Source organism: Snodgrassella sp. W8158 (assembly GCF_016100435.1).
GTDB lineage: Bacteria > Pseudomonadota > Gammaproteobacteria > Burkholderiales > Neisseriaceae > Snodgrassella > Snodgrassella alvi.
Genome location: NZ_JACFSM010000004.1, coordinates 1 through 21,965, shown reverse-complemented (window position 1 = coordinate 21,965; position 21,965 = coordinate 1). Strand labels below are relative to the sequence as shown.

The 21,965-nt window shown below is 40.6% G+C and carries 26 protein-coding genes and 1 tRNA gene; 12 read left to right on the top strand and 15 right to left on the bottom strand.

From position 1 onward, the window contains the following. Positions 1-11: 11 nt before the first annotated feature. The 11 genes from H3V11_RS09275 to H3V11_RS09225 all read left to right on the top strand — a co-directional run bounded on the left by H3V11_RS09275 (position 12) and on the right by H3V11_RS09225 (position 10,323). Complete coding sequence (locus H3V11_RS09275) at positions 12-437, top strand: hypothetical protein (protein WP_025330071.1); 426 nt, start codon at positions 12-14, stop codon at positions 435-437. A 239-nt stretch (positions 438-676) separates the two neighbouring features. Beyond that, positions 677-2,467 carry a 2-isopropylmalate synthase gene (locus tag H3V11_RS09270; RefSeq protein ID WP_025330072.1) on the top strand — a complete coding sequence of 597 codons (1,791 nt, stop codon included), beginning with the start codon at positions 677-679 and terminating at the stop codon, positions 2,465-2,467. 480 nt (positions 2,468-2,947) lie between these two features. After that, positions 2,948-3,250 (top strand): urease subunit gamma, encoded by a 303-nt coding sequence (ureA, locus tag H3V11_RS09265; protein WP_025330073.1) that lies wholly within the window; start codon positions 2,948-2,950, stop codon positions 3,248-3,250. A 91-nt stretch (positions 3,251-3,341) separates the two neighbouring features. Next, the gene (locus tag H3V11_RS09260) at positions 3,342-3,656 is read left to right on the top strand and encodes an urease subunit beta (RefSeq protein ID WP_025330074.1); all 315 of its coding nucleotides are present in this window, start codon (positions 3,342-3,344) and stop codon (positions 3,654-3,656) included. Positions 3,657-3,759: 103 nt separating this feature from the next. Further along, complete coding sequence (gene ureC, locus H3V11_RS09255; protein ID WP_198224589.1) at positions 3,760-5,481, top strand: urease subunit alpha; 1,722 nt, start codon at positions 3,760-3,762, stop codon at positions 5,479-5,481. A 30-nt stretch (positions 5,482-5,511) separates the two neighbouring features. Next, positions 5,512-6,033: an urease accessory protein UreE gene (gene ureE / locus H3V11_RS09250; RefSeq protein ID WP_198209803.1), complete on the top strand. Its 522-nt coding sequence runs from the start codon at positions 5,512-5,514 to the stop codon at positions 6,031-6,033. A gap of 13 nt (positions 6,034-6,046) precedes the next feature. Continuing rightward, positions 6,047-6,766: an urease accessory protein UreF gene (locus H3V11_RS09245; protein ID WP_198207580.1), complete on the top strand. Its 720-nt coding sequence runs from the start codon at positions 6,047-6,049 to the stop codon at positions 6,764-6,766. Between the two features lie 22 nt (positions 6,767-6,788). Next, positions 6,789-7,346, top strand: a complete 558-nt coding sequence (locus tag H3V11_RS09240) for a HupE/UreJ family protein (protein ID WP_198209801.1) — start codon at positions 6,789-6,791, stop codon at positions 7,344-7,346. A gap of 151 nt (positions 7,347-7,497) precedes the next feature. Further along, positions 7,498-8,133: an urease accessory protein UreG gene (gene ureG / locus H3V11_RS09235; protein WP_041879290.1), complete on the top strand. Its 636-nt coding sequence runs from the start codon at positions 7,498-7,500 to the stop codon at positions 8,131-8,133. Then, positions 8,133-8,945, top strand: a complete 813-nt coding sequence (locus H3V11_RS09230; protein WP_198224587.1) for an urease accessory protein UreD — start codon at positions 8,133-8,135, stop codon at positions 8,943-8,945. The genes ureG and H3V11_RS09230 overlap by 1 nt, the downstream gene beginning before the upstream one ends. Positions 8,946-9,213: 268 nt before the next feature. After that, complete coding sequence (locus H3V11_RS09225; RefSeq protein WP_198209797.1) at positions 9,214-10,323, top strand: hypothetical protein; 1,110 nt, start codon at positions 9,214-9,216, stop codon at positions 10,321-10,323. Positions 10,324-10,423: 100 nt separating this feature from the next. Here H3V11_RS09225 and H3V11_RS09220 read toward each other — a convergent pair whose 3' ends face one another. The 6 genes from H3V11_RS09220 to mltG are packed head-to-tail and all read right to left on the bottom strand — an operon-like array spanning position 10,424 to position 14,995. After that, a complete protein-coding gene (locus H3V11_RS09220; RefSeq protein ID WP_198224585.1) occupies positions 10,424-11,215 on the bottom strand; it encodes an MBL fold metallo-hydrolase in 792 nt (263 codons plus the stop codon). A gap of 2 nt (positions 11,216-11,217) precedes the next feature. After that, entirely contained in the window at positions 11,218-11,994 is a 777-nt protein-coding gene (locus H3V11_RS09215) for a TatD family hydrolase (protein ID WP_198224713.1), read from the bottom strand. Further along, positions 11,994-12,353, bottom strand: a complete 360-nt coding sequence (locus tag H3V11_RS09210; RefSeq protein WP_025330085.1) for a PilZ domain-containing protein — start codon at positions 12,351-12,353, stop codon at positions 11,994-11,996. The genes H3V11_RS09215 and H3V11_RS09210 overlap by 1 nt, the downstream gene beginning before the upstream one ends. Before the next feature lie 9 nt (positions 12,354-12,362). Further along, complete coding sequence (gene holB / locus H3V11_RS09205) at positions 12,363-13,352, bottom strand: DNA polymerase III subunit delta' (RefSeq protein WP_198224583.1); 990 nt, start codon at positions 13,350-13,352, stop codon at positions 12,363-12,365. Further along, positions 13,349-13,975, bottom strand: a complete 627-nt coding sequence (gene tmk, locus H3V11_RS09200) for a dTMP kinase (protein WP_198224575.1) — start codon at positions 13,973-13,975, stop codon at positions 13,349-13,351. The genes holB and tmk overlap by 4 nt, the downstream gene beginning before the upstream one ends. A 15-nt stretch (positions 13,976-13,990) precedes the next feature. After that, positions 13,991-14,995 (bottom strand): endolytic transglycosylase MltG, encoded by a 1,005-nt coding sequence (mltG, locus tag H3V11_RS09195; RefSeq protein WP_198224573.1) that lies wholly within the window; start codon positions 14,993-14,995, stop codon positions 13,991-13,993. A gap of 239 nt (positions 14,996-15,234) precedes the next feature. On the opposite strand from mltG, the gene H3V11_RS09190 reads away from it, so the two are divergent. After that, positions 15,235-15,310: transfer RNA gene (locus H3V11_RS09190), tRNA-Ala, on the top strand. A 167-nt stretch (positions 15,311-15,477) separates the two neighbouring features. Here the strand turns inward: H3V11_RS09190 and H3V11_RS09185 are convergent. The 9 genes from H3V11_RS09185 to H3V11_RS09150 all read right to left on the bottom strand — a co-directional run bounded on the left by H3V11_RS09185 (position 15,478) and on the right by H3V11_RS09150 (position 21,705). Then, entirely contained in the window at positions 15,478-16,149 is a 672-nt protein-coding gene (locus H3V11_RS09185) for a site-specific integrase (RefSeq protein WP_174829821.1), read from the bottom strand. A 776-nt stretch (positions 16,150-16,925) separates the two neighbouring features. Next, complete coding sequence (locus H3V11_RS09180; protein WP_174829822.1) at positions 16,926-17,333, bottom strand: ORF6C domain-containing protein; 408 nt, start codon at positions 17,331-17,333, stop codon at positions 16,926-16,928. A gap of 96 nt (positions 17,334-17,429) precedes the next feature. Next, positions 17,430-17,999, bottom strand: coding sequence for a hypothetical protein (locus H3V11_RS09175; RefSeq protein ID WP_084585135.1), 570 nt, complete (start codon positions 17,997-17,999; stop codon positions 17,430-17,432). A 143-nt stretch (positions 18,000-18,142) separates the two neighbouring features. Beyond that, entirely contained in the window at positions 18,143-18,610 is a 468-nt protein-coding gene (locus tag H3V11_RS09170; protein ID WP_084585134.1) for a single-stranded DNA-binding protein, read from the bottom strand. A 12-nt stretch (positions 18,611-18,622) separates the two neighbouring features. Continuing rightward, entirely contained in the window at positions 18,623-18,874 is a 252-nt protein-coding gene (locus H3V11_RS09165; protein ID WP_174829823.1) for a hypothetical protein, read from the bottom strand. Between the two features lie 215 nt (positions 18,875-19,089). After that, positions 19,090-19,224, bottom strand: a complete 135-nt coding sequence (locus tag H3V11_RS11985; RefSeq protein WP_255454428.1) for a hypothetical protein — start codon at positions 19,222-19,224, stop codon at positions 19,090-19,092. A 235-nt stretch (positions 19,225-19,459) separates the two neighbouring features. Next, the gene (locus tag H3V11_RS09160; protein WP_084551454.1) at positions 19,460-20,284 is read right to left on the bottom strand and encodes a hypothetical protein; all 825 of its coding nucleotides are present in this window, start codon (positions 20,282-20,284) and stop codon (positions 19,460-19,462) included. A 162-nt stretch (positions 20,285-20,446) separates the two neighbouring features. After that, the gene (locus H3V11_RS09155; protein ID WP_084551453.1) at positions 20,447-20,785 is read right to left on the bottom strand and encodes a hypothetical protein; all 339 of its coding nucleotides are present in this window, start codon (positions 20,783-20,785) and stop codon (positions 20,447-20,449) included. A gap of 83 nt (positions 20,786-20,868) precedes the next feature. Further along, on the bottom strand, positions 20,869-21,705 hold the full coding sequence (locus H3V11_RS09150) for a hypothetical protein (RefSeq protein ID WP_198224571.1): 837 nt from the start codon (positions 21,703-21,705) through the stop codon (positions 20,869-20,871). Between the last annotated feature and the right edge of the window lie 260 nt (positions 21,706-21,965).

Below are 21,965 nucleotides of genomic sequence, written 5' to 3'. Positions count from 1 at the left end.
AGGAGTAAGGAATGAAAAAGTTTTCTAAAGTAATAACGCTGGCAGCATTGCTGGCTTGTGTGTCTGCTGCTTATGCACGTGATGATAAATTGCTTTTGTCTATTCAGGATGCAATTAATGCACCGGAAGCTGCACAGGTATTGAATCCGAAAATAAAAGTTTATTTTGCTCAGAGTTCCGGACGGGTAGTGCGTGCCGGTCTGGTTAGCAACCGTAAAACCAATAGTGTAGGCAAAACAGATGAAGAAGCCTGCCGTTGGGCATTTCTATCTGCTGTAAAACAGCTACAGGAACAGGCCGTTGCACATAATGCCAGTAAAGTAACCAATATTGTCAGCTATTATAAGAAAAACAGTATGGCTAGTACAAAAGAATATGAGTGTCATGCCGGCGGAGTGGTTGCAGGTGTTGCTCTGAAAGGGGATCTGGCAAATTAAAATCACAGCTGTTTGCCATACAACCGCCATTTATCTGAATAAAAGATAAACCGGCGGTTTTTTATCACAAGTATAAACTCAAAAATAATTATCTCTCTTTTGTCTAAAATGTCTAAATAAAATTATTCTATTAAGAAAAATAGAAATTTAACTTGCTTTAATGTCTAATTTTACGTATATTAGCTTAACGGAATATATTGTAGCACAATAAAATGAGTAAATTGGACAAAAGGTCAGTTATGCAATTGAATATAGACCGCTTAATTGCCTATTTTGGTGGCGTCAATGCTTTGGCAGAAGCACTCAAACAACATTATCCGGATAATGCTGCTTCTACAGCTGCTATTTATAAATGGCGTAAGCGTGGTTCATTACCATTAAATCAGTTACAAAAAATTATTCTAATGGCTGAGAAACAAAATAAGCCGCTGGATATCAATGCATTTATGCAACACAATAACACTACCTTGGAGAGACCAAGAATGACCAGTACCAATAATCGAGTCATTATATTTGACACCACTCTGCGCGATGGAGAACAGTCGCCGGGTGCAGCCATGACCAAAGAAGAAAAAATCCGCATCGCACGCCAGTTGGAGAAGTTAGGTGTAGATGTCATTGAGGCAGGATTTGCTGCTGCCAGTCCGGGTGATTTCGATGCTATTCACAGTATTGCCGAAATTATTCAGAATGCCACGGTATGTTCACTGTCACGGGCTAATGAACGAGATGTACGTAAGGCCGGCGAAGCCATTGCACCGGCAAAGCGCAAACGCATTCATACTTTTATTGCTACCAGCCCGTTGCATATGGAACATAAACTGCGCATGAAACCGCAACAGGTTAAAGAAACCGCAGTTAAAGCAGTAAAAATTGCACGTGAATATACTGATGATGTGGAATTTTCCTGCGAAGATGCATTGCGCAGTGATATCAATTTTCTTGCCGAGATTTGTCAGGCAGTTATTGAAGCAGGTGCTACTACCATCAATATTCCGGATACAGTGGGTTATGCCATTCCTTTTCAGACTGAAGCATTTTTCCGTGAATTGATTCAGAAAACACCCGGCAGTGATAAGGTTATCTGGTCGGCACACTGTCATAATGATCTCGGGTTGGCCGTAGGAAACTCACTGGCCGCAGTAAGTGGTGGTGCACGACAGGTAGAGTGTACTATTAATGGTCTGGGTGAACGGGCAGGTAATGCCAGTCTGGAAGAAGTAGTAATGGCACTGAAGACCCGTCACGACATTTTTGGTCTGGAAACCAATATTGATACCACACAAATTGTTCCTACCTCAAAAATGGTTTCTACAGTTACCGGTTATCCTGTCCAGCCAAATAAAGCCATTGTAGGCGCAAATGCTTTCGCCCATGAGTCCGGTATTCATCAAGATGGAGTGCTGAAATGCCGCGAAACTTATGAAATTATGTCTGCTGAATCAGTTGGCTGGAGTACAAACCGGCTTACACTGGGTAAACTTTCCGGTCGTAATGCTTTCCGGACTAAATTACAGGAGCTGGGTATCGAGCTGGATAGTGAAGAAGCACTGAATGCAGCCTTTGCCCGCTTTAAAGAGCTTGCAGATAAAAAACGTGAAATTTTCGATGAAGACCTGCATGCGCTGGTTTCAGATGAGCTGGTTAGCCGCGCACCGGATCGTTACAAATATGTATCTCTGAGTATTCACAGTGAAACCGGAGAAGAGCCGGTGGCAGAAATTGTTTTTAATCTGGACGGAAACGAAAAACGGGCCAGCGGTCATGGTTCAGGACCGATAGATGCGGTGTTTAAAGCCATTGAGTCTAAAGTTAACAGTTCTGCCGATTTACAGCTTTATTCGGTAAATGCGATTACTGCTGGCCCTGAAAGTCAGGGTGAAGTAACCGTGCGTTTATCACGCGAAGGCTATATAGTTAATGGCCAGGGAGCTGATACCGATATTCTCGTCGCCAGTGCCAAAGCTTATTTGTCTGCTTTGAATAAGCTGGATAGTCAGCCGCGGATTAAAGCTCAGGGTGTGATTTAATCAGTGTAAAGCAAGTTAAAAGACTTAAAAATTAAATATTTTAAAATGCCTGCTTCTGTTACGGTAAAAGTAATCAGAACAGGCATTTTTATATAAGGATTTACGATTTAACTGTACAAACTGTTTTATTTAAGTTTATTATGTTTTTATAACATTTGTTTAATAAATTTAAGTTTAAATAAGCATTTTGAAAGCTAATTTTTTAACTCAAATTTAATCAGATTATGAAATACATAAAACATTTTTTATGGTCAAGTGCCATATTTACTATTCCTATAACAAATGCTTTTGCGAATGTGGATGAAAATAGTACCACCTATAAAACTGGTTTCATCTTAGGCAAAATATTTTTAATTATTTTTCTAAGTCTGATCATTTATAAAATTTATCAATATTACAAAGATAGATAAATCTATCTAAGATATATAATAAAGTCATATAAAATTAATTCATCAATCCAATAATTTACAGAGAGAAACTATGCACTTAACCAGTCGTGAACAGGAAAAACTGATGCTGTTTCTGGCAGGAGAACTTGCGGCCAAACGCCGGGCGCGAGGAGTAAAACTAAACTATCCGGAAGCGATAGCTTATATCAGCAGCCAGCTACAAGAAGCTGCACGGGACGGTATGAGCGTGGCCGAACTTATGCAGTACGGAGCAACACTGCTCACCACTGCTGATGTTATGGAAGGTGTTGCCGATATGGTAGATGAAGTCCAGATTGAAGCTACTTTTCCGGACGGGACAAAGCTGGTTACCGTACATCAGCCTATCCGCTAAAATAAACGTCAGTTATTCTGAGATTAGCTGCAGGCGAATTATTATTAAACAGCAAATAATATCTGCTCAAAACAAATTCAGGAGAAACAGCATGATTCCGGGAGAATATATTCTGGCCGCAGATGACATTATGGCCAATCAGAACCGCCGTACAATGACCATTGTTGTCATTAATCGTGGTGATCGTCCGATACAAGTGGGTTCCCACTATCATTTTTATGAAACCAATCCGGCACTTGAGTTTGAGCGGGAACAGACACGCGGCATGCGTCTGAATGTTCCTTCCGGTAACGCAGTCCGGTTTGAACCCGGAGAATCGAAAACGGTAGAACTGACGGAATTTGGCGGGCACAAAAAAATATTTGGTTTTCATAATGCCATAAATGGCAGCGTAAACAGTGAATAATTTATCTGTCTGAGCAATAACAGATTGATGTATATATTCTGATTAATAGCAAAAATAACTTACCGAAAAATCGATACAAATTATTTAGACAGAGAAACCAGCTATGAGCCTGAAAATTTCCCGCCGGCAATATGTTGCTACTTACGGACCAACAGTAGGCGATAAAGTACGTTTGGGTGATACCGAATTATTTGCAGAAGTAGAGCGTGATTTGCTTACATATGGTGACGAAGGAAAATTCGGTGGTGGTAAATCCATCCGGGACGGAATGGCACAGTCTGCTACAGCAACGCGCTGTAATGAAAATGTGCTTGATATGGTTATCACTAATGTATTGATACTGGACTATTGGGGCATTGTAAAAGCTGATATTGGTATTTGTGACGGCAAAATTGTTGCTGTAGGTCAGTCAGGTAATCCGGATACAATGGATGGAGTGCACCCCAGGATGATTATTGGTGCTGCTACCGAAGTGCATAATGGCGCCAACCTGATCGCGACCGCAGGCGGGATTGATACCCATATTCACTTTATTTCTCCGCAACAGATTACTCATGCCATCGAATCGGGTATTACTACCATGATTGGCGGTGGTACCGGTCCGGCCGATGGTACCAATGCCACCACAGTCACACCGGGCGCATGGCATATTCAGAAAATGTTACAGGCTGCTGAACAAGCGCCGGTTAACCTTGGTTTTTTCGGCAAAGGTAACTGTGGCACTCTGGAGCCGCTGCGTGAACAGATAAATGCCGGAGCACTGGGGTTAAAAATCCATGAAGACTGGGGTGCTACAGCCGCTGTCATCGATGCATCATTACGGGTGGCCGATGAGATGGATGTGCAGGTGGCAATTCATACTGATACGCTGAATGAAGGCGGTTTTCTTGAAGATACCATGCGGGCAATTAATGGCCGTGTAATCCATACCTTTCATACCGAAGGCGCAGGCGGCGGACATGCTCCGGATATTATCAGGGCTGCGATGTATCCGAATGTATTACCGGCTTCCACCAATCCTACCCGTCCGTTTACAGTTAATACCATAGACGAACATCTGGATATGCTGATGGTGTGTCATCATCTGGATAAAAGTGTAGCTGAAGATGTGGCGTTTGCTGATTCACGTATTCGTCCCGAAACCATTGCTGCCGAAGATATTTTGCATGATATGGGTGTATTTTCGATTATGAGTTCAGATTCGCAGGCTATGGGCAGAGTGGCAGAAGTCATTCTGCGAACATGGCAAACTGCCGATAAAATGAAACAGCAGCGCGGACGTCTGGCCGAAGAAACAGGTGCGAATGACAATTTCCGTATTAAGCGGTATCTGGCGAAATACACCATTAATCCGGCTATTGCTCAGGGTATTAGTGATTATGTCGGCTCAATTGAAGCAGGTAAAATTGCCGATTTGGTTCTGTGGAAACCGGCATTTTTTGGAGTTAAGCCGGAAATTATTATCAAGGGCGGCAGCATCAGTTATGCACGTATGGGTGATCCGAATGCCTCCATTCCGACACCGCAGCCAGTTATTTACCGGCCGATGTTTGGTGCGCTGGGGCGTGCTGTTCAGGATACTGCCGTGTTATTTGTCTCTCAGGCAGGCGTGGATAATGATATTCGCAAAAAATACGGTTTATATAAACAGACTCTGCCAGTGCATAATTGCCGTGCAATCGGTAAAAAAGACCTGATTCACAATAATGCTATGCCGGAAATCAGTGTAAATCCGGAAACTTATGAAGTACGGGTGAATGGCGAGCATATTACCTGTAAACCAGTAAATAAAGTGGCTTTGGCACAGCGATATTTTCTGTTTTAATATGCAATAATATTTTTTATAAAACCACAAATGAATCTAATTATCCAAACCATTATCGGTAATCTACAAATACTTAAACAGGAAAAGCAGATTACTACTCAGATGCTGGATACTGTCTGCCTGCAATGGTTTGAAGCAGACCGGCGCATTATCCGTACTACAACTGCCAGCGGGCGCGAAATTGCTTTTCGCCTGCTGAAAGAGGGGCAGCGACTGCATCATGATGATGTGGTTTATCTGGATAAACAGCTGGTCATTGCAGTGCAAATCGAGCCAAGTGAAGTCATGGTACTTGCTCCGCAAACTTTGCCGGAAATGGCACGTGCCTGCTATGAAATCGGCAATAAACACACACCATTGTTTCTGGATGGTAATGAATTACTGTTGCCGTTTGATAAACCTTTATTTGAGTGGCTGCAGGCTGCCGGATTTGCACCGACACGTCAGCAACGAAGATTAAGTGAACAGTTGCGGGCTAATTCAGCGCCGGGTATCGGTGCAGGACACAGCCATAGCCATAGCCATGATATAACCGGTCATCACCATCATTAATGAATTGCACTATATGTCCGGCTTAGACCGAAAAATTGATATTGAAACACTGACACGTGCAGGATTATTGCTGCAACTGGCCGACCCGACGCTGCCAATCGGTAGTTTTAACCATTCCGGAGGGCTGGAGACTTTTGTTCAGCAGGGCATTATTTATGATGCTGTTACACTGAAAGCATTTGCTGAAACACAGCTAAAGCAAAATTGGTTACATAATGATGGTGCTTATATGTCTCTGGCTTATACTGCTGCTACTGAACATAATCTGAATGCCTTGATATCTCTGGACAGGCAGATAGGGGCGACAAAAATTGCACGTGAATTACGGGAAAGCAGTTATAAGCTCGGCATACGTCTGCTGAAAATTTTTGCACCACATACCAGCGCAGCAATAGTGGCTTCCTATCAGGCTGCGTTAACAGCACAGCAGGTACGCGGGTTTTACCCGCTGGTATTTGGATTACTTGCTGCGTCCCTGCAACTGGATAAAGCGGCAGCATTGCAGGCATTTTATTACAATGCCGTAATAGGTTTAATTACCAACGGGGTTAAGCTGATACCGCTGAGCCAGATGGCCGGACAGGAAATGTTAATTGAATTGCATGCAGTAATAGCTCATATCGTTATTGCAAGTATGCAACCGCAACAACAGCAACTTGGCGCTACAACACTGGCAACGGACATTCGGGCAATGCAGCACGAGCGTTTGTATAGCCGTTTGTATATGAGTTAATGTCTCAACACTGGAGGAAAACATGAAAAAAATATTTGCTTTGTTATTATTAACCCCGGCATTTGCTTTTGCTCATCCCGGACACCTTACCGAAGGCTGGATGGCAGGTGTTCAGCATCCGCTCAGTGGTTGGGATCATCTGCTGGCTATGGTAGCAGTGGGTTTATGGGCGGCAACTTTTCAGGGTAAAGCACGCTGGCTGATTCCTGTTACTTTTGTCAGTGTGATGACTGCCGGATTTGTGATGGGGGCGCAGGATATCCGAATACCAATGCTGGAGCAGGGGATTGCCGCTTCTGTACTGGTATTGGGGCTGGCTGCTGCCTGGCTGAAAAAAGTACCGGCAGGTGCTGCTATGCTGCTGGTTGGTCTGTTTGCTTTGTTTCATGGTATCGCACATGGTGCCGAAATGGGCTCACATGGTGCATTCAGTTATGCCTGTGGCTTTATTATTGCAACGGCGGTTTTGCATGCCATCGGATTTGCACTGGGTACTGTAATGAGTAAACATCAGTGGGTATTACGTTTTACCGGCAGCGTGATTGGTCTGATTGGTTTCGGTATGCTGTTTGCAGGCTGATAACAATACCCGGATAAAATCAGTTCAGACAGAAATGGCTTCTGAACTGATTGTTTAATAAACAAGCTGTTCTGTCTGAATAGAAGCAGCTGAGTTAGTCGTGAAATACTGTATCAATCCGAATAAACGGAATCGATGCAGAAGGAACACCATGCGTGAATACATTAAAATCGGCGTTGCCGGTCCGGTAGGTTCCGGTAAAACTGCACTGATTGAAAAACTTACCCGTCATATGGCTCAGGAATATAGTATTGCGGTGATTACCAATGATATCTATACGCAGGAAGATGCTGAATTTCTGACCAAAAACAGCCTGTTGCCACCAGAACGAATTATGGGCGTAGAAACCGGTGGTTGTCCGCATACTGCCATTCGTGAAGATGCCAGTATGAATCTGGAAGCAGTAGATGAAATGACAGCACGCTTTCCAGATATTCAGATAGTATTTATCGAAAGTGGCGGTGATAATCTTTCTGCTACTTTCAGCCCTGATCTGGCTGATGTTACGCTGTTTGTTATTGATGTGGCGCAGGGAGAAAAAATTCCGCGCAAAGGCGGACCGGGTATTACCCGTTCTGATTTGCTGGTTATTAACAAAACTGATTTAGCGCCGTATGTGGGTGCCAGCCTTGAAGTGATGCAGCATGATGCACAGCGTATGCGTAAAGGGCAGCCATTTGTATTTACCAATCTGATGGCAGAGGAAGGTATTAACACTGTAATCAAATGGATTAAAAAATACGCCTTACTTGAGAACACAGACGAACCAGCCGGTCTGATACGTTAATGCACAGCCGTTTACATCTATCTACTCAGCTAAACCGGCACGGACAGACCACCTTTGCCAGTTGCTTTTATACACCACCGTTGAAAATTCTGCCTTTACCGAAAATGATATCACCGGTATGGTCGCAGGCTTTGCCGGCGATACAAATGAGTTCATCACCGGGATTACTGGCAGGGGATAGTATTGATATTGATATAGAGCTGGCGGAACAAACTCAATTGTATTTGTTTACCCAGGCATTTACCCGGGTGCAATCCATGCCGGCTGCTATGGAAGCACAGCAGCATACCCGTATCTACTTGCATGAACACAGCCGACTATGCTATCTGCCTCATCCTTTGGTATTGCATCGTGATGCAGCTTTAACACAAACTATGCACATTACTCTGGCTGATAACTGTCAGCTCATGCTAGGTGAAATCATAGCCTGCGGTCGCGTGCTTAATCAGGAAAGCTGGGATTTTCGTTATCTGTCTTCACGCATTAATATTGATTACCGGCAGCAGACATTGCTTAATGACAATATATACTGGCAGCCGCATCAGCAGCCATTGAATGTACTGGGACAGATGGAGCAATATACCCATCAGGCTTGTCTTTACTATGTCAATACCGCTGCCAGCAAAAACGAAATCCAGCAACTGGTTAACGAAATCTATTCTGCACTACATCCAGACTGGCCGTTAAAAAATAATCAATATCTGTGGGGGATTACTCAGGCGGCTGATTATGCTTTATGTATGCGTGCATTAGGGTTGAGCGCAGAAACATTACAGCAGATATTAGAACAAACAGCACATTATTTAAGTTAATACAATCTTATATTTATCCGGATAGTGATTAAAATGAACTAATGCTATTGTTAATTTTTTAATAATTTTTGTATAAATATTTTTTATTTTTGGATAATATAGTTAATAGAGAAATTTATTTTAGTAAATTGTGTATAACTCTGTATCTGAATCAGTAATTATTAAAAATAATCGTTTTATTTAGTTTTATTCAGAGCTGTCATTAATTTTTATGATTCTGATATAGACATAATAGTTATCATAATTAAATGTGGACAGGATGCGGTCTATGGCTTACTACACCGAAATTTTTACTCCGGAAACATATCAGGCTTTTACTCAATCAGATCGAACGATTGATGGTTTTTATGAACGACATAAAGAGGTTGCGAAACGGGTTAAAGCCGGAGATATTTTAGTTTGTTATGTTACCCGCATCTCTCGCTGGTGTGGTTTACTTGAAATACTTGATAACGAGCCGTTTAGGGCTATTAAACCTGATTTTGTAGAAACAGACGATCAGCATGTTTTGTGTTTTCATGTACGACCAAAAGTATGGTTATCCTTGCCTGATTCAATCCCAATTCGTGACGATAAAATCTGGCAGCATCTTTCTTTTACTCAGTCATATCCTAAAAATAGTAGTATCTGGACCGGTATTCTGCGAAACAGTTTAAATAAACTTAATGATAAAGACGGAGAGTTATTGGCAGAGATGCTATCGATGCAGGCTAATAATCCTTTTCCTTATCCTTTAGATGAAAAAGAGTTGAAAAACTTAAAAAAACATACTGTGAATCGTGTAGATAAGGTCGTTCAAGTTTCTGTGCCTGAAAATGATGAATCTATAGATGATAATGAAGGCAGTCAAAATAATGATGTTCGTGAATCAATTAAAATGCAGGCATTACTGGCTCAGATAGGAGCTTGTATGGGACATCGAATTTGGTTACCTAAGGCAGATCGCAGCAGAGTCTTAAAAGAATGGAACAAAGGTACCAAAGCTTTATTGGATAGATTACCGCTTAATTATGATGAAGCGACAATAAGTACGATTGAGCAAATAGATGTTATTTGGTTAAAAGGGCGTTCAATTGTTCGGGCGTTCGAAGTAGAGCATACGACTTCAGTTTATTCGGGTTTATTAAGAATGGCCGATTTACTTGCACTGCAACCGAATATGAATATTAAATTACATATTGTTGCACCTGATTACCGACAGGAAAAAGTTTTTCAGGAAATACTCAGACCGGTTTTTTCTCTTTTAGAGAAAGCCCCTTTATCTGAAATTTGTAGTTATATTTCTTATAGTAAACTGAAAGAACTCAGTAAACAAAAGCATTTAGACAGAATGAATGATGGGGTATTGGATGATTATGATGAGCAAGCAGAATTGTAATTTTGATTTATTTTTCAAAATTTAAATTGATGATTTTTATAATTAAAATATAGTAAAAATTTATTATTAGTAATGTTAAGATATTTATGATAAAAGTATATTAATAATAGCTGCTTACAATTAAACCATCATAAGCCGGTGCACAATTTTTGGGGCAGCGTCGTTTTAGTGCCCGGTATTCCTGATGATGAGTCATATGAATAAAGTAAGTTTGTCTGGCATTGATACGCTTAGCATAAGTAAAAGCTTGTTCAGTACTCAGATGACTTGGATATGGGGTATCCATCAAGCAATCGAGAAAGAGATAATCTAGCCCGTTTAAGTACAGAAATATAGATTCATCTATATGGTTAAGATCGGTAAACCAGGCGATATTGCCGATACGAAAGGCACTGGTTGTCCAACTACCATGCGGTACACCGAAGTGCCATACAGGTACACCTTCAATAGTCAGAACGCTATTTTTACCTTGATTCAATGGCAGTTCATATGCACGTAATACCGGCCGGTTCCAATGGTTATTCTGTTCCAGAAAGGCATAATCGAAACGGTTCTGAATATTAGACAAGGTATCATGATGTCCGTAAATAGGAATTGCTGCACGTTGTCTGTAGCAGAATGCACGCAAATCATCAATGCCGTTGAGGTGGTCTGCATGCGGATGAGTATAAAGCACCCCATCGATACGCTGCAGTTCATGTTGTAAGACCTGATGGTAAAAATCAGTACCAGTATCAATTTGCCAGTATTGTTCACCAATCTGTACATGTGCACTGCAACGGGTACGCCGGTTTTTGGGATCTGTGCTGATACATGTAGGACAGTCACACCCAATAACCGGTGTACCGGATGAGCTGCCGCAGCCAAGTACAGTAACGGTAATCTGTGTCATGGCTAATTGCGGATTGGTGGAATTTTATTAAAAAGCCGATAGGTATTAGCCGTTGTAGCTTCTTCTATGTTGGTAATGCTGTCTCCGCGCAGTTGTGCTACAAATTCGGCAGTATAACGCACGTAAGCCGGTTCATTTTGTTTACCGCGTTTAGGCACAGGTGCCAGATAGGGAGCATCAGTTTCCACCAGTATCCGGTCTAACGGAACATAGCGACAGGCTTCCTGTATCTGTATGGCATTTTTAAAGGTTACAATTCCGGAAAAGGAAATATAAAAACCTAAATCCAGTACAGCTTTGGCAAATGCAGTATCTTCTGTAAAACAGTGAATCACACCTTGTTGTGCTTGATTTTCATGCAATAGGTGCAATGTATTGCTGGCAGCTTCCCGGGTATGGATAATCAGAGGTAAGCCGGTCTGATTTGATGCCTGAATATGTGTACTGAAACGTTGATGCTGCCATGCCAAATCTCCGCTACACCAATGATAATCGAGTCCGGTTTCTCCAATACCTACTACTTTTGGATGTCGGGCAGCGGCAACCAATTCATCCACACTCATTTCTGCTGAATTCTGATCTTCAGGATGAACACCAACACTGGCAAACAGATTGGTATGCTGTTCTGCCAGCGCCAGTACTTCAGCAGCGCTGGTACGGTCTACACTAATAGCAATAGCCTGACCTATGTCTGCCTGAACCATATTGTCCAATATTTGCGGCAATCTGGCTGCTAGATCAGGCATATTTAAATGACAGTGTGAATCGATAAGCATGATTACAAAGTATAGGTAGGGCGTTCGCTTAACAGTATTCCGGGCAAAATATCTTCAATTGACTGCTTTACTGCAATGCTATCTTCATCTTTACCAAATGCCAGCCCGATTCCCTGTGGCTGCCCGGTAGAAGTGGTAGCAGTGTTGATCCATACTACTGTGGTACGCAAATATTTGGCTTCGTTGAATTCTGGCAAGTTAACGACCAGTAATACTTCTTCACCCATATTAAATGTATCAGTGGTAGGAGCAAACAGACCGCCATGCTGCAGAAAAGCCATGTAACTGCGATACAGTTCCGGTTTGTCGGGTATTGTTAAATTGAGCATTTTGCCCGGCAGATTAACAGGAGCTTCAGCCATAGATTTCCTTTAAGATTTTGTGTTTTTTTGCTGCCAAATATTCAGATATTCAATTAATAAATCTTCCAGCTGCATTTTAACATTGAGTGTATGTTTACCGTAAGGGGCAAGCTTATTTACTTTATCAATTAAGGCAAACAACGATAATGTATCTGCTTGCCGGCTAATCTCATTTAATGCTTTACTCCATACAGGATAATACATGGGTTGCATATTTTGCTGGGCTAGTGACAGATCAAGTAACCATTTAGCCAGCCAGTCGAGAAAAGTAGCCAATGCCAGTTTGTGTTTATCAAAAGTAGCGGCATAATCCAATAAAGCAATCAGACGCGGCTTAACCAGCAAGGCGATTAATTCGTTACGCATCCGAGTATGGCTGTCGTTTTCATTAAACAAGGGAGCTCCGCCGTGAAAGGCTAGCAGTTCAGCTGCATTATCTCCGTGTTGCTGCTGTGCATAAGCCAGTGCTTGTGCTGGCGCAGGTATGGTTAATACCACTTGCCGGCAACGGCTTTTAATTGTTGGTAACAGACGGTCTTTCTGATGGCTTACCAGAATAAATACCATACCTGGCGGCGGTTCTTCCAGAATTTTCAGCAGAGCGTTGGCTGCTTGCAGATTCATATTTTCTGCCGGATAAATCAGAGCTACACGCTTGCCGCCACGATGAGCACTCAGATGAGCAAAATCCAGAACGTTACGTATAGTTTCCACCTTAATCAGTGGCTGTTTACGCTCTCCGCCTTCGCCATCTGTTTCTTCGGGGGTAACCAGCAGAAAATCGGGATGGCTGTGCTGACTGTATAAATGACAGGATGTACACTCACCACATGGCTGATGATTAGTACCCGGAGACTCGCACAACAATGCTTGTGCCAGATATTCAGCAAATTCCCGTTTACCAATTCCCGGATGACCATAAAGCAGCCATGCATGCGGTTGTTGCTGCCAGTGCCGGGCTATCTGTTGCCAGACTGGTTCAAGCCATGGATAAATCATGAATCTAATCCAAACAACTGTGCTAACCCTTGGTTAATTTGCTGTGCCACATCCTGAAGATTCAAACTGCTATCAATAACAGAATAGCGTTGGGGTGTGGCCGCAGCTCGTTCCAGGTAAACAGCGCGAGTATGCTCAAAAAACACAGCATCCAGTTGTTCAAAACGGTCAGGATGGCTATTCTGGCTGAGACGTTGCTGTGCAATTGTAAGAGGTACATCCAGTAATAAAGTTAAATCGGGATGAAAACCTTGCTGCACCCAGTTTTCCAGAATAGTGATATCTGTCAGCGGTAAACCACGGCCACCTCCCTGATAGGCGAATGTAGCATCGGTAAAACGATCACTGACTACATGTATGCCTTTTTCCAGTGCCGGTTTAATAACCTCATCCAGATGCTGCTGGCGTGCAGCAAATATCATCAGAGTTTCAGTACGGGCATTAGCATGAGTAGCCGGGTTTAATAATAATTCGCGTAATGCCTCACCAATGGGCGTACCGCCGGGTTCACGGGTAAAGAGTACCGGCAGCTGATGTTTTTCAAACCAGTTACGTATGGTATTGAGGTTGGTTGATTTACCGGCGCCGTCAATTCCATCCAGAGTAATAAATTTTGCTTTCATCTATAGTAAACCCGGTTAATGCTTTTTCAGGATATATTGGCGGACAGCAGCATTGTGTTCATTCAGATTGTGGCTGAACTGGCTGCGTCCTGTACCATCATTTCGCGCTACAAAGTAAAGATAATTGTTACTGGCCGGATGTGCCGCAGCTTCGAGCGCTGCTTTACCCGGCAAAGCAATAGGAGTAGGCGGCAGACCGGAACGAGTATAAGTATTGTATGGTGTATCACGGCGTAAATCCGCTTTTCCAATCTTACCTTTATAACGGGGACCCATACCATAAATGACAGTAGGATCTGTTTGTAATCTCATATGCTGATTAAGCCGGTTGACAAATACAGCTGCTACATTGTTTCTGTCTTCAGCATGGCCGGTTTCTTTTTCAATCAGGCTGGCCATAATTAGTAAATCATAGGCAGACTGATAGGGTAAATCACTGCGACGCTCTTCCCATGCAGCCTGTAAATGTCGCTGCATCGTATTAAATGCCTGCTGATAAAGAGATAAATCACTACTGTCTGAACTAATATCATAAGTAGCAGGAAAAAACAGTCCCTCCGCCTGAGTATAATTACTTTCAGCATTTAGCTGCTGTAGCAATTTGCTGTCCGGCCAGTCTTTCGTAATATGCTCAATATCCGGTGTGTTATCAATTAACCTGCGCATTTGCGCAAATGTACTGCCTTCAATAATCTGCACTGTAATACTGTCTGGTTTACCGTTGCGCAGCCTTTGTAAAATCTGCCAGCTGGAAGCTGAATGGGGAATGCGATAATTACCCCGATTGATTTTATCTCCCATACCCAGCATATAAGCAGTACCGACAAAAACCCAGCGGCTGTAAATCACATCATTAGCAGATAAATTACGACTTACTCCGCTAATGCCGTAGCCAGCCGGTACTTTTAACCGATAGCCTGTATTGCTTTTAGGCAGAAATAAAAGTGTTGCCCACATCAGCGCAAATACCAGTAAGCCTGTTAATATTAAAAGTATAGTCTGTCTTTTTTTGCGCTGCATAAATGCTTTCCTGTTTGAGAACAAAAAATCTGGGTTAGCATGTAAGTATAAATTTAATTATCAGATGCGACTACTTTATCAATCCATGTTTATTATGGGATAAGTGTTATATTTAAAATCATACCGGTTGAAAACCATATTTTCTCTTATTCTCAGCAAAGATTGAATCAGGGCTTGCAAAATTCGGTAGTTCAGGTAAAATGCGCAACCTGTTCAGCAGTAACTCGCTGCACACAGTGGGGGGTATAGCTCAGTTGGTAGAGCGCTTGCATGGCATGCAAGAGGTCAGCGGTTCGATCCCGCTTACCTCCACCAGTTAACATATTGTTTAGTAAATACAATTAGACGCTCGCCAGCGTCTATTTTTGTATTTACTAAATCTTTGTGCGGGTTTTGCGCGGGTCATGGCACTTTCTTTCTTACGATTGTTAGGGATTTGCTCAGTTACAGGTCTGTTTCCAGCACTTTATTTGTCAACTCAATCATACATTCATGCGCGCATATCTTTTTACCATCTTTTCACCAGACCAGCCGTCTAACTCAGTTAGTTGCCGCGTGGGTGTCCCTTGTACTGCGTGATTAGTTGCCCACGTATGCCGGTTATCATGAAATCTATAATTTTCAATCTTGGTTCGCTTTAATGCTTTTTTCCATGCGGTGCCGGCAGGGTTTTTAATTGGCTTACCGTTGTAAGTAAAGACATTCGTTTTATGCTTACCTCGCTGGCTTAAAATTGCGCTCATGGCTTCATCATTTAGCTGAATTCCTATGGGCTTTGATGATTTTGCCTGAGTAGCAAAAATCCATGCGATCCTTCGCGATAAATCAATTTGCGACCATTTCAAGCCTGCAACATTCGCCCTTTTAAAACCTGTCGCCAGTGCAAAAGTTACAATTGGTTTTAAATGCTCTGGCAGCTCCTTGAACAATCTTTCTTTTTCCATAGCGGTAAGCCATCGCTCCCTTGGTTCTGGCTCCTTGAGCATCTCAATATCTGGTACTTTAGGCAGCCATCCCCATTTATTAGCAGCTAATAAAACAGTTTTAACTTGATTTAAATACGCATTTACTGTCCTTGGTTTACGTCCTTGATTCAGCTTAGCGTCGCGTATTTCGCGAATATTTACACGCTCAATCTGATTAACCGTGAGCATACCAAGAAAATGATCCAGCCAGCGTAAATATGATAATGTGGTTTTATCCTCCTGTTTATGCGGGTTTTCTTTTAATCATTCAACAACACATTCGCGCCATGTGTATTCACGGCTATAACCAAGCTTTTGCACCTCAAACATTTCATAATAATGTTTAGCTGCTAATTCATTCGCTTGTTTTTTGTCGTCAGTCCCAGCAGCCTGCCGTATTCGCTGTCCGTTACATTCACTAGGTACAATTTGCTCTCTCCGATAAATATAAACTGTTATATTTTCATGTGTATGATAAATTAAAATATCTCGAACAAAAAAACAAAAAAGATGGCTTCTTCTATAGAGCAATGCACGTAATTTTTATTATTTCCAGGATCTCCACTTACAAAAATTCCATATAAATATTTATCTGGTTCCTTTAAATAATTGCCAATCATGGTAATCCCCATTAAAAAGTCGCTTAAAAGCGGCTTATCATATTAAAAAATTTAATATTGATTACTTATTTTGTATTTTGGTTACAACGTAGCTATTTTAAAGTGAGGCCAAAAACTGTCATAGGGATATTTTCAAAATGCAGTAAAATGTGTCCCTTTTGTGCCTCCTTATCAAGTTTGACATTTGTTCAATAATCCAGCTATACCTGTTCGATAATTCAGCTATATCGGTTCGATAATTCAGCTATATCGGTTCGATAATTCAACTATATTGTTTTATAGAACAACAAATAAATTTCTCCAAAATAAAAGCCAGCAATTAGCTGGCTTATTTTTGTTACAGAATCAAATAATAATTTTAGGATGTAGCTCCTCAATCGGGTAATCTAACCTTGAGCTGTTGCAGTCTCCTGATATTACCTTCATGCGGCTTGCCAGTTCTGCCAGATACTCTGCCTGCTGCTTTGTCTGTTTCAGCAGCTTTCTAAACACATCGGCCTTGATACGGTTATAACCGTTGATATTCTCTGCATATGTAACTTTGTAATTTTCGACAATTACCAGCCGGCGTCCGTCCTGATTCATATTAGATAATGCAGACTGATTATTGATTGGCTTAACTGAGCCACCTAAAAATGAAAGTGCCTCATCAAAATTCTTAGCAAGAATGTCTTGGTATCTGGGTACTTTAAACTTGGTATAGAGACTTCTATACACAGACTGATATGTTTTGCCTGTTTGGGCAGCATTCATTATTAAGTACAGCCTCTTTAATCAAATATTGCTGCTGCTTATTTAATGTTAGAGAGTAGCCGCCTGTTTTACGGATAGAGGGCAGGACTTCACTAGTTACCCATTTCTTAAACTGTTTAGCCTCAGTTTTGTGACTATGTAATATAAGTCAGTAAAAGCCGCTTTCATTGATGATGTTATAGCTCTGAGCACCTCGTCCAGCTCGATCCTCATTATTAATGAGGGTTGTCTTTTCATTACTATACTATCATCTTCATCAGTTTTAATTTCAAAAATACCCAAATCTCGTCGTTTTCTATTGACTTTTTTCCCACCCGGACACAAATCCGATTGCCCGGATTCTTCAATTTGTAATTGTATATGTGTTTCATCAATTTTTTTAAAGATACCGTCCGAATAATAAAAACAATCGTTACCACATTCAGAAGTGGTCGTTGAAAAGTAAGTACCATCAGCCTTAAGATATAAAATTGGACTATAACGAAATCTAAAACTATCTGAATCCTGTTTTACATCTTTATATATCATATATGAATCAACTTTATCATTTATAACGGAACTAATACTAATTGCCCGAGTGCCATTGCCATATTCCCAAAAATTACTTATTTCACTTTGTGCGAAACAGGTAATTGGAAGCAATAATAAAAAAAGGATTTTTTTCATAGTTATTTTCTTTCCACAATAAGAAAATTTATATATTTATAATATTACATTTACATTTCTTTGAGTATATAAAAAAACCTTTAAATATTTCAATATTTAAAAGGTTTAATATTTTTGATTTTGATCAATTTAATTTTTTTCAATCAAAACGGAATATCGTCATCAATATCATCTATTGGCGCGGTTGTAGATTCATGTTGAGGCGGTTGCCGATGTGGTGCTGGTGGTGGGTTCGATGATGTAAGTGGTGCAGCGTTATTATTGCCAGAATCAGAACCATCATTACGATTGCTCGGCATTTTCATCTCATTGCCGATAATATTGTATGCCATGCGTTCGATACCATCTTTATCGGTATATTTACGGCTCTGAATTTTGCCCTCAACAAACACTTGGCTACCTTTTCTCAGGTACTGGTTAGCTATTTCTCCTAGTTTGCCGTACAGGGATACGTTATGCCACTCTGTACGAGTCTGGCGTTCTCCATTACGGTCACGCCACTGTTCATCAGTTGCTAGCGAGAAATTCGTTATGGCGTCGCCATTGGGCATATATCGTGTTTCAGGGTCGCGCCCAAGGCGACCAATTAGAATTACTTTATTAACAGACATAATGAAATCCTTTTATGCGACCTGTTTTAGCAGCAAGTCATAATATTCCTGGCAAATTTCTACTTTTTCTTTAATCTTTTCGATTATTTTTTCATCTCTTGTTACCGTAACCGTTGTTAACCTCTTAGCGATAGGAATATCTTCAACCGCATCAATCAACATGGCCGGATTATCGTAAGTACCCAGCAGATTTTCAGGGCAGGGGAATAGCCAAAAATCTATATCAGCTTTATCACAATCAAATAGCCACATATAACCCTGCATCTGATAGATATATCCTGCTTTTTCTGCCTTTTTTTGCGCCTCTTCAATAAAAAACGGGTGAGTGCCTATATCCCAAGAACATTTTGTATCAATAATAAAACGTTCTTTAGGGTCATAAATATCACATTCACCTGTGATCCAGTCATTTTCTAAGCGCGTCTCATAAAAAACCAGCTATTTAGCTGGGCGGGAATGTCAACAATCATCACCTAAAATCATTTAAGCTCTGCATCACCTTTCATGCGTTCGCTATCACTCATGCGCGCATATGTATCAGCTAACCGTTTTACTTCCAGATCTGCCTGGTATTCTTTCTGCTGCATTTGTCTTGCTGTATAACTGCGCTGCATATCTAATTGCTCCTTATCAGACAAAGCAGGGGACACTGAAAGAGCAGCAGACATTAAAAAAACTGCAATAAATCCAGTTATAGAATTTTAATCATGTACAATTCCCTCGTTGTTGCTGTTACATGGGTTAATTTATCGTGTTGGAATATCACCTCTATAGCTAATAAAAAAGCCAGCTATTTAGCTGGCTTATGTTGCTTACTTTATTACTTATTCATATGTTGTGATAACTAAATCAATCGTCATCACTATCTGCATAAATTGTTATCTTTTTCCGATCTGCCTTTATTTTCGCGATTACGTTATTTATAGATCTAGTTAGCTCTTCTCTTTCAAAATTATTTTTAGGAGCAGGTCCCCAAGTAAGTGATCTAAGCTCTTCTAAATAAGTGTCTGTAGTTTTCACTACCTTAATCAACTCGGCAGGATCAGCATTTAAACAGCCTACTCTATATGTAAAACTATCAGCATATTCAAGCATTATATCATTTGATCTTTTATTTGAAATTACAATGGCTTTTTTAGATTTTAATCTATATACAAATTTTTTTATACCGGTATAACCACCATCAAGAGTTTTCCCTTCCACTTCACCGCAAACATATAGATGTTCTTTGTAGTGGGTATTTACAGACATTTCAACATGATAAAACTCAGCTGAATCAAGATTTTTCAATGTATTTCTAACCGCCTCTTTTGCTTCCGCGATGAGTTTAGAGTGCATGAAGTAAACTGCTGTACCGGTAATCAGTGCAATTACAACAACCAAAATCAGATACAGTTTTTTATTACCCTGTTTTGTCTTTGCTGGTGGCTGTGGTTTTGCTTTTTCTACTGATTCAGGCTCAGGCGGAGGGGTTAAAAGTTCTGGATATTCTGCAAATAAACGAGCATTGTATTGTTTGCGCGCCTCTACATCTAAAAGATTTAGTTTGCATAGTTTTAAATCCTCTAAAGTAATTGTCTGTTGCTGCGCTGCTTGCTTCATTGCCTTGGCAATGTCTGAGCGTGATGCTGTCGGCTTTATATTTAAAAGTGCATATAAATTTTTAATGTCCATTATGTTCCCCTTGATACATTTCAAAATGTTAACACAGCACACAGAAAATGTTAAATAATGTTAAATATGTCTACTAATCAATCCAAGCACACTTGTTTAAATGTGCTTGGATTGATTAGCTTAGGCTTGAAATTAAAGCCAGCATTTTGGCTGGCTTTTGATTTAATTAGCATGCTTTAAAATATAATCAGTTAGGATTTTTCTTGCTTCTAATGATAGATGGCTTAATAGTTGTCTTACTGTCATATCTTTATGGCAGCCCAATACAAGTGCCTTAACTATTCCATTTATAAGTCTGTCCGCTTCATCAGAATATTTTGTAGCTTCTCCAGCGATATATACCAGTTCATCGTCTCCAAGCTTTTCCAGTATTTCTTGTTTCTTTTCTTTGGCTGCGTCACTTACTCTTTGCGAGGCTTCCTCATACGCTATCAAATCATGGTATCCGACAGGTTCTGGGTTTGTTGTATTTTCATTCCAACTATTAATAACCCTATTCATTTTTTTAACCTATTAAAAAAGCCAGCTATTAGCTGGCTTGTGTTGCTTACTTTGTTACTTATTCATATGCTGTGATAACTGAATCAATCGTCATCACTATTTGTATAAATTGTTAGCTTTTGCTCTTCTGCCTTTGTCTTCGCGGATAAGTTAGCTATAGATTTAGCTAGCTCTTCTCTTTCAAAACTATTTTCAGAAACTTTTCTTTTGTCAATAAGAGATAAAACCTTTCCTGCATAATCGCCTGTAGTTTCCATCGCCTTAAGTAATTCTGCAGGATCAGTATTTAAACAGCCTACTCTATATAAAGTACTATAATAATATTCAACAATTATACTATCTGGTCTTTTATCTGGGATTACAGTGGCTTTTTTAGATTTTAATTCATATACAAATTTTTCTTTACTAGCATAACCTCCAGCAAGAGCTCTCGCATTCATTTCACCGCAAACATATATCTCTTTGTTGTGGGTATTTACAACCTTTTTAACATCATAAAACTTGGCTGAATCAGGATCTTTCAATAAATCTCTAACCGCCTCTTTTGCTTCTGCGATGGGTTTAAAATGTTTGAAATAAGCCACAGTACCAATCAGCACAATTGCAGCGGCTACAACAACCAAAATCAGATACAGCTTTTTATTGCCCTGCTTTGTCTTTGCTGGTTCTAATGGCTTAACTTCTTCTGCTTTTTCGGGTTTCGGTTCAGGCGGAGGGGCTAAAAGTTCCGGGTATGCGGCAAATAAACGTTCGTCGTATTTATTTCGTTCCTCTTCATTTAAAAGATATTGTTTACACAGCTTTAAATCATCTAAAGTGATTGTCTGTTGCTGCGCAGCGTGCCTCATTGCCTTGGCAATGTCTGATTGTGATGCTGTCGGCTTTATATTTAAAAGTGCATATAAATTTTTAAAGTCCATTATTTATTCCTTTGCTGGGTAATGAAATGTTAACACAGCACCCGATGAAGGTTAAATAATAGACTTTAAACCTAGGTATCTAATTTACATGTTTTCTTCCTTTTCGTTAGAATTAAAAAGCCAGCGGTTAGCTGGCTTTATTCACCTCATAGTTGAATTGTTAAAATTTCGATTGATTCATAGATCTATTAATTAGATACAGAGGCTTGTCTTTCATTCTGCAGACGGCACGCCGAAGACATAATATGTGTTAAGCAATT